The following is a 7,868-nucleotide window of genomic DNA, read 5'->3' as shown; positions in this document are numbered from 1 at the left end:
ACCCAGGGGGATGCCTGAAGGTCACAGCATCCACCGGGTCGCCCGGGTGCACCGCCGCTGGCTGGTGGGGCGGCGCTTCACGGCGGATTCGCCGCAGGGCCGGCTGGAGGAGGCCGCGCGCACGCTCTCCGGCCGGACGCTCCTGGGCGTGGACGCGCACGGCAAGCACCTGTTCCACGTCTTCGAGGGGGACGTGCGGCTGCACATCCACCTGGGCCTCTTCGGACGCATCCGTCACTTCCGGAGCGAGGCGCCGGCCCCCTCCGCCGCGTGCCGGCTGCGGCTCTCCTCGGCCGCGGCGACGCTGCACCTGTCGGGGCCGTCCGCCTGCGAATTGCTGACGCAGGAAGCGGAGGCCACGGTGCGTGCGCGGCTGGGCGAGGACCCGTTGCGCGCGGACGCGTCGCCGGACCGGGCGTATGCGCGGCTGGCCCTGGGACGCATGCCGCTGGCGCAGGCGCTGCTGGACCAGGGGCGCATCGCGGGCGTGGGCAACATCGTGCGCGCGGAGGCGCTGTTCCTCGCCGGGCTGCCGCCGCTGCTTCCCGCGTCTGACTTGAAGCGGGACGCGTTCGATACGCTGTGGGGCGCGATGCGGGCGCTGCTGGAGGACGGGGTGCGCGACGGGCTCATCGTCACGCCGGGCGCGCCGCCGCTGCCCTCACCGGGGCGCAAGCGCGCGGAGCGCTTCTGTGTGTATGGGCGCACGGGGCTGCCGTGTCCGCGCTGCGGCGCGGAGGTGAAGGGCCAGACGCTGGCGGCGCGCACGCTCTACTTCTGCGCCGCGTGTCAGTGCGTGGGGCGCGTGCGGAAGCCACGTCGGGCCCGTTAGCTTCAGGGCGTGGGTTGCGAGGCAAGCCGTGCGCGAAGCGCGTCCCGGTGCTTCTGGTAGTCGGGGACGTGCGGGTCTTGATGCTTGCTGCCAAGCACGATGGCGCGCTCGCAGGACGCGAGGGCCTCCGGAATCCGCCCCACCGCCTCCAGGGCATCGGCCAGGCTGTCGTGCGCGTTGGCGGAGTCCGGGTAGAGCGCGAGGTTGCGCTCGAAGGCGGCGAGCGACTGGGGAAGGCGCTTCGCCCCCAGGTGCTGGTAGCCCACCGAGTTGAGCAGATTCTCCTGGGGCACCACCGGGTAGCCCATGCGCTTGGACAGCCCGGCGTAGTGGGCCTCCAGGCGCGCGAGGTCCCCGCTCAGCTGGAGGGATTCGGGAACCTTCCAGCCGTTGAAGAGGAACCGGAGCCCTTCGTACGTGCCGATGTGCGGAATGCTGGAGTGGTCGTCCTCACCGCGCAGCTCGTCGTAGCGCCACGTGAGGGCCGAGGGCTTGCGCTTGCGCAGCTCCTTGGTGAGTGCGCGGAGGCGGGCGATGTTGGGGGTCTCTTCCGCGTCCTCGTACAGATACAGCCCGCGGCCCGGCACGGTGAGGCGCGCGAGGGCTTCGGGCGCGGTGCGCACGAGCTCCGTGCTGTTCCATTGCAACGACGGACTGATGGCCACGTACGCGTTGAAGCTCTCCGGCTTGTGGGTGAGCACGTGCATCGCGAAGAGGCCGCCGAAGGAGTGGCCCACGAGGATGCGGTAGGGCTGCGTGCGGTAGCGTGCCTCCACGACCGGGGCGAGCTCCTCGGTGAGGAAGCGCAGGAAGGTGTCCGCGCCGCCCGCCGTGGGTGAGACCTCCGACAGGAGCCGCCCGTCGTCGACGCGCTCCGCCTTGGAGAAGGGCGGGGTGAGGTCGTGAGTGCGATCGCGCGTGTTGGGCACGCCAATGACAATCATCTCCGGGATGTGGCGGGTCCACCCGAGGAACTCCACCACGCTGGCGAGGTGGGCGAAGTGCGTCTCCGCATCCAGCACGTAGAGCACGGGGTAGCGCGTGTCGGGCGACGCCGCGTAGTCCCTCGGAAGGTGGACCATCAGCGGTCGCTCCTCCCCCAGGACCTTGGAGGTCAGGGTGGTGCGGCTGCCGACGACGATGGGCGTGTCCTCGGCCCGGGAGGGCAGGGCCCCGCAGAGGACGGACAGCAGCGCGAAACCCAGCACGACACGGTGAGGCTGAAGCAGCAGGCGCACGAGGACTCCCCCCGGGAACAGTGGAAGGCCGGGCACGCTAGCAGTGCCGGGGGCCACGTCTCGACAGCGGGCCCGGTGAGGCCGAGCGGACACCTGGCCCCTGTGGGCGCTTGCCGACCCGGGAGCCCCTGGGGACGATGGCGGCATGACGACCGCCCTGTCCTATGCCCACGGCACCAGCACCACCCCGCTGCTGGGAGAAACCATTGGTCAGAACCTGCGCCGCACCGTCGAGCGCTATGGCGACCGCGAGGCCCTGGTGGTGGCGTCGCAGGACTACCGCGCCACGTGGCGCCAGTTCTGGGACGCGACGACGCAGGTGGCGCGGGGCCTGCTGGCGCTGGGAGTCCAGAAGGGGGACCGGGTGGGGCTCTGGTCGCCCAACCGCTTCGAGTGGACCGTGGCGCAGTACGCGCTGGCGCGCACGGGCGCCATCCTCGTCAACCTGAACCCGGCCTACCGCACGTCGGAGTTGGAATACGCGCTCAACCAGGCGGGCGTCAGCGTGCTGCTGCTGGCGAAGGGGTTCCGGCAGACGGACTATCTCCAGATGCTGGCGGAGGTGCGGCCCCGGTGCGCGGGGCTGCGCGAGGCGCTGGTGCTGGACTCGGACTGGGGCCGGCTGGTGCAGGCGGGCGCGGCGGTGGGCGAGGACGTGCTGGCGGAGCGCGAGGCGTCGCTCCAGTTCGATGACCCCATCAACATCCAATACACGTCCGGCACCACGGGCTTTCCGAAGGGCGCCACGCTGTCGCACCACAACGTGCTCAACAACGGCTTCTTCGTGGGCGAGGTGCTGCGCTACGGGCCGGAGGACCGCGTCTGCATCCCGGTGCCGTTCTACCACTGCTTCGGCATGGTGATGGGCAACCTGGCCTGCACGTCCCATGGCTCGACCATGGTGATTCCGGGGGAGGCGTTCGACCCGCTGGCGGTGCTCCAGACGGTGCAGGCCGAGCGCTGCACGTCACTCTACGGCGTGCCCACGATGTTCATCGCGGAGCTGGACCACGCGCGCTTCGGCGAGTTCGACCTGAAGTCGCTGCGCACCGGCATCATGGCGGGCTCGCCGTGTCCGGTGGAGGTGATGAAGCAGGTGCAGTCGCGGATGAACATGCGCGAGGTCACCATCTGCTACGGCATGACGGAGACGTCGCCCGTGTCCACGCAGAACCTGCTGGACGATGCCCTGGACAAGCGCGTGTCCACGGTGGGCTGCGTGCACCCGCACATCGAGGTGAAGGTGGTGGACCCGGACACGGGCGCGGTGGTGCCGCTGGGTCAGCCGGGGGAGCTGTGCACGCGGGGCTACAGCGTGATGCTGGGGTACTGGGAGAACGCGGCGGCCACGGCGGCGGCGGTGGACCGCGCCGGGTGGATGCACACCGGCGACCTGGCGACGATGGACGCGGAGGGCTACGTCAAGATTGTCGGCCGCATCAAGGACATGATCATCCGGGGCGGGGAGAACGTGTACCCGCGCGAGGTGGAGGAGTTCCTCCACACGCACCCGGACATCAGCGAGGCCCAGGTCATCGGCGTGCCCAGCGTGAAGTACGGCGAGGAGGTGATGGCGTGGGTGCGCCTGAAGTCCGGCGCGACGCTCACCGCCGAGGCGCTGACGGCCTTCTGCTCGGGCCGCATCTCCTCCTACAAGATTCCCCGCCACTGGAAGTTCGTGGACAGCTTCCCGATGACGGTGACGGGCAAGGTGCAGAAGTTCCGCATGCGCGAGGTCTCCGTCGCCGAGCTGGGGCTGGGCGACGTGGCCACCATCAAGACGGCTTGAGGCGCGGCTTCGACCTCGGCTTCGCGGCGGCCTTCTTGGCGGGGGCTTTCTTGGCTGCGGCCTTCTTCGCCGGGGCCTTCTTGGCCGGAGCGCTCTTCGCGGCGGCCTTCTTCTTCGCCGGAGGCTTCTTCGCCGCGGAGCGGGCGGCGGCGTCCACGGCGCGGCGGGCCCAGGGCAGCAGCATGCGGCCGTTGTCCTCCGCGTCCACGGGCGGCGTCCAGTAGTTCATCTCGTGGACCTTGCCCTTGCTCTCGTAGGAGAAGGGCCGGCAGCCCTCGGCCTCGAAGGCGGGACGGGTGACGTCATCGACCTTGAGGTAGAGCTGGCCCTTGATGATGAGGCCGAACATCCGACCTCCGAACATCAGGCCCCAGCCGCCGAACATGGAGCGGGCCTGCACCGGGCCGAGCGGCTGCAACAACTCCAACGTGTACTCCACGAAGCTGTCCGTACGGGGCATGGCCCTTCCTACTCCGGCCGCAGCTCGAAACTGAAGGTGGAACCGCGGTCGGGCGCGCTCTCGACCGCGATGGTGCCGCCATGGCCCTGGATGATCTGCTTCGAGATGTAGAGCCCGAGCCCCAGGCCGCTGGCCTCGCTCGCGGACGTCGCACGCTCGAAGCGGACGAAGATCCGCTCATGGTGCTCCGGGGGGATGCCGATGCCTTCATCCCGGAGGCTGAACCGCGCCCGTCGCCCCCGCCGTTCGAGCTTCGCGTGCACCGGCTTGCCGGGCGCGTACTTGAGGGCGTTGATGATGAAGTTCGTCAGCACCTGCTCGATGCGCGCGGCGTCGAGCGGCAACGCGATGCCGTCCTCGATGTCCAGAGCCAGCCGACACCCGGCCGCGTCGAACTGGGGGGCGAAGCGCTCCAGCACCTCCGACACCAGCGCGGAGAGGTTCGTCTGCGCGAGCATCACGGTGAGCTTCCCGGTGCTGATGCGGGACACGTCGAGCATGTCGTTGACCAGGCGCCCCAGCCGTTCCACCTGGAGGAGCGTGGTGTCGAGCAGCTTCTCGAACCGCCCCGGGGGGAACGCCGTGAAGCCCTGCCTCGCCAGGGCCCGCTGGCTCATCTGCGTCTGCAGCTTGAGCGTGGTCAGGGGCGTGTTGAGCTCGTGGGAGGCGACGCCCAGGAACGTGTCCCGTGAGACGATGGCCGCGCGAAGGTTCTCCGCGAGCAGCTCAATCTCCTTCTGCTCGTTGACCTGGTCGGTGACCTCGTAGATGACCGCCAGGATGCCGTCGATCTGCCCGGCCGGGTTGCGCTTGGCCTGGTAGGTGAAGTTGACGAACATCTCCCGTTCCGTGCCGTCTGCCTGGACAATGGACGCGCGCAGCTTCGCGCCCATGAAGCTCTTGCCCGTCTGGTACACGCCGTCGAGGATCTCGTGGTAGCCCTGGCCCTCCAGCTCCGGGAGCGCTTCCCGGACGGACTTGTTCAGGAGGTCCGTCACCGGGCGGCCCCCGAACAGCATGGACATGAAGGAAGGGTTGGCGAAGGTGTAGACGTGGTTCGGGCCGCTGAGGATGGCGATGCCGAGCGGGGCCTGCATGAGGAAGCTGTGGAGCTCCTGGCGCGCGCGCCGTCCCTCCTCCTCCGCCCACTTCCGTTCACTGATGTCGAGCGCCGTGGCCACGAACCGCGTTGCCTTCCCGGCCCCGTCGAAGCACACCTGCCCGCGCGCCTCGACCCAACGGGGAGGGGCGCCCGGCAAGACGTCCACCCGGTGCTCCACGAGGTAGCGGCCCTGCTGCTCCCCGGCGAGCGCGGCGTCGATGGTTGCCCGCATCCGCTCACGGTCCTCGGGATGGACGCGTTCGAGCGCCCGCGGGAGGCTGAACCCTGCGGCTTCAGGGAGCCCGAAGAGCGCGGCCATCCGCGCATCCGCCTCCAGCTGCCCGGTGGTGAGGTCCAGCTCCCAGGTGCCCGCGCCGGACGCCTCCACGACCCGGCGGAGGCGCTCCTCGCTCCGGCGCAGGGACTGTTCGCTGAGGATGCGCCCGGTGGTCTCCGTGCACACCACCAGCGTGCCGCCAATCTTCCCGGCGTCGTCGAAGACAGGCGAGTAGCCGTAGGTCCAGTAGACGTCCTCGATGCGGCCGTTGCGGAAGATGGGGACAAGCTGGTCCTCGTTCCAGCTGGCCTTCCCCTCGCGCATCACGTCGTTGATCTGCGGTCCGATGATGGGCCAGATCTCCGGCCACGACACGCGCCCCTGGAGCCCGAGCGCCGCGGGGTGTTTGCCCCTGCCGAAGCTGGGCACGTAGGCGTCGTTGTAGAACTGGATGAGCTCGGGTCCCCACCAGAGGAACATCGGGTGGCGCGAGTGGAGCAGGACCCGGACGATGGTCCGCAGCGAGACGGGCCAGCCCTCCACCGGGCCGAGCGTCGTGGCGGACCAGTCCTTCGCTCGCATCCGGGCCGCCATCTCCCCGTCACCGCTGAACAGTTCCTCCACCGTCACGTCGCCAAGCTCCCAAGTCTCGCTTCTGGCCAAGAGGGCGAAGTTCTAGGTGATCAGCCCGTGCCGGAAAAGTGTCCCAGCTCGGCAGTTGACACTCCGTTCCAGGGCTGCTTGTTCCCCTGCCCGAAGGGGGGGCATGCGCGACGCGCTAGCGACCCGTGGGCTTGAAGTGCTGCTTCACGTGTTCGGTGATGGCGTCCTTGAGGGCCCGCGCCGCCGCGGTGAGGTAGCCCTGTCCCCGGTGGACGAGCGCCACCTGTCGGCGTGGGCTGCCGCGCGTGAGGGGTACCACGTCGAAGCCGTGGGCGGGCGCATCCTTCGCCATGAGCTGGGGCACCACCGCCACGCCCAGGCCGCGCTCCACCATGCGGCCCAGGGCCTCGGCGGTGTCCGTCTCCAGGGCCACCCGGGGTGTCACGCCGCGCGCCTCGCAGGCCGCCTCCACCGCGCGCGCACCGGCCATGCCGGGGATGCGCACCCACGTCTCATCCACGACCTCCTGGAGCGCCACCGGCCGTCCCAGCCGCGTCAGCCGGTGGCCGCGCGGCACCGCGAGCACCAGGGGTTCGTCCCAGAGCTGCTGCGTGACGAGGTCCACCCGTCTCACGGGCAGCGACAGGATGGCCAGGTCCAGCGTCCCCCGGGCCACGCCCTCTTCGAGCACCGGGGCGTGGTCCTGGCTCAGGCGGGGTCGCACCTCGGGGTGGCTGCGCGCGAAGGCCGCCATCAGGTCCGGGAGCAGGTAGGCGCCCACGGTGGCGAGCGTGCCCAGCGCCACGGGGCCGCGAGCCTTTCCGGACAGGCGCTCCAGCTCCGCGCGGCCCGCGGAGATGGCCTCCAGGGCGCGCGTGGCGTGAGGCAGGAAGCGCTCCCCGGCGTCGGTGAGGACGGCGCCCGAGGGCGTGCGCACCAGGAGGCGCGCCCCCACCTCCGCCTCCAGCGCCTGGAGCTGGCGGGACAGGCCGGACTGGGAGAGGCCCAGCCCGCGCGCGGCGGTGGACACGCGGCCCTCGCGGGCGATGTGGAGGAAGGCGCGGAGTTGTTCGGAGGTCATGCGCTCTTGGCAAGGACTCTATGCCGAAGATGCGATTTCCGCATGGTGCCTGACGGCGTATGGAGGGGGCATGGATGGAACCGGTGGGGCGGTGGACGTGGGCACCCGGATGCAGCCGGGCGGAGCGCGGCGGGTGGCCACGGGGGCGGTGTTGCTGGCCCTGGTGGTGAGTGCCTTCGAGGGCACGGTGGTGACGAGCGCCATGCCCACCATCACGCGGGAGCTGGGCGGCGATGCGCTCTACTCGTGGGTGTTCTCCGCGTTCCTCTTCGCCTCGACGGTGGGCGTGCTGGTGAGTGGCAAGCTCGCGGACCGGCTGGGCCGCAAGCCGGTGTTCTTCGCGGGGATGGGGTTGTTCCTGCTGGGGTCGGCGCTGTGCGGCCTGGCGACGTCGGTGCCGATGCTGGTGGGCTTCCGGGTGATGCAGGGGCTGGGCGCGGGCGCGTTGCAGCCCACCACGCTGACCATCAGCGCGGACCTCTACAC

Annotated in this window: 7 protein-coding genes; 3 read left to right on the top strand and 4 right to left on the bottom strand. The window is 70.4% G+C overall.

Annotated elements, in window-relative coordinates; all coding sequences use genetic code 11:
- The coding region (locus tag D7V93_RS31970) for an Fpg/Nei family DNA glycosylase (RefSeq protein WP_244237640.1) at window positions 1-832 on the top strand (832 nt) is incomplete at its 5' end.
- A gap of 2 nt (window positions 833-834) precedes the next feature.
- On the opposite strand, the gene D7V93_RS31965 is transcribed toward D7V93_RS31970, so the two are convergent.
- Window positions 835-2,070 (bottom strand): alpha/beta hydrolase, encoded by a 1,236-nt coding sequence (locus D7V93_RS31965; RefSeq protein WP_158623907.1) that lies wholly within the window; start codon window positions 2,068-2,070, stop codon window positions 835-837.
- Between the two features lie 145 nt (window positions 2,071-2,215).
- Here D7V93_RS31965 and D7V93_RS31960 point away from each other — a divergent pair, with 145 nt between their 5' ends.
- Window positions 2,216-3,859 carry an AMP-binding protein gene (locus D7V93_RS31960; protein ID WP_120646984.1) on the top strand — a complete coding sequence of 548 codons (1,644 nt, stop codon included), beginning with the start codon at window positions 2,216-2,218 and terminating at the stop codon, window positions 3,857-3,859.
- Here D7V93_RS31960 and D7V93_RS31955 read toward each other — a convergent pair.
- The 3 genes from D7V93_RS31955 to D7V93_RS31945 all read right to left on the bottom strand — a co-directional run bounded on the left by D7V93_RS31955 (window position 3,846) and on the right by D7V93_RS31945 (window position 7,382).
- Window positions 3,846-4,319, bottom strand: coding sequence for a TfoX/Sxy family protein (locus D7V93_RS31955; protein ID WP_120646983.1), 474 nt, complete (start codon window positions 4,317-4,319; stop codon window positions 3,846-3,848). The genes D7V93_RS31960 and D7V93_RS31955 overlap by 14 nt on opposite strands.
- An 8-nt stretch (window positions 4,320-4,327) precedes the next feature.
- Window positions 4,328-6,328 carry a PAS domain-containing sensor histidine kinase gene (locus D7V93_RS31950; protein WP_120646982.1) on the bottom strand — a complete coding sequence of 667 codons (2,001 nt, stop codon included), beginning with the start codon at window positions 6,326-6,328 and terminating at the stop codon, window positions 4,328-4,330.
- Between the two features lie 148 nt (window positions 6,329-6,476).
- The gene (locus D7V93_RS31945; protein ID WP_120646981.1) at window positions 6,477-7,382 is read right to left on the bottom strand and encodes a LysR family transcriptional regulator; all 906 of its coding nucleotides are present in this window, start codon (window positions 7,380-7,382) and stop codon (window positions 6,477-6,479) included.
- A gap of 70 nt (window positions 7,383-7,452) precedes the next feature.
- Here D7V93_RS31945 and D7V93_RS31940 point away from each other — a divergent pair.
- Window positions 7,453-7,868 (top strand): MFS transporter (locus D7V93_RS31940; protein WP_120646980.1); only part of this gene is annotated, 416 nt, incomplete at its 3' end.

Origin of the sequence: Corallococcus llansteffanensis (assembly GCF_003612055.1) — a bacterium.
GTDB lineage: Bacteria > Myxococcota > Myxococcia > Myxococcales > Myxococcaceae > Corallococcus > Corallococcus llansteffanensis.
Note: the sequence above shows the minus strand (reverse complement) of the source record. Positions and strands in the feature narration are given on the sequence as shown.

What these genes read in the sequence shown, in the direction of transcription:
- D7V93_RS31955 (WP_120646983.1), bottom strand. Translation starts at nt 4,319, where the DNA reads ATGCCCCGTACGGACAGCTTCGTGGAGTACACGTTGGAGTTGTTGCAG.
- D7V93_RS31960 (WP_120646984.1), top strand. Translation starts at nt 2,216, where the DNA reads ATGACGACCGCCCTGTCCTATGCCCACGGCACCAGCACCACCCCGCTG.
- D7V93_RS31945 (WP_120646981.1), bottom strand. Translation starts at nt 7,382, where the DNA reads ATGACCTCCGAACAACTCCGCGCCTTCCTCCACATCGCCCGCGAGGGC.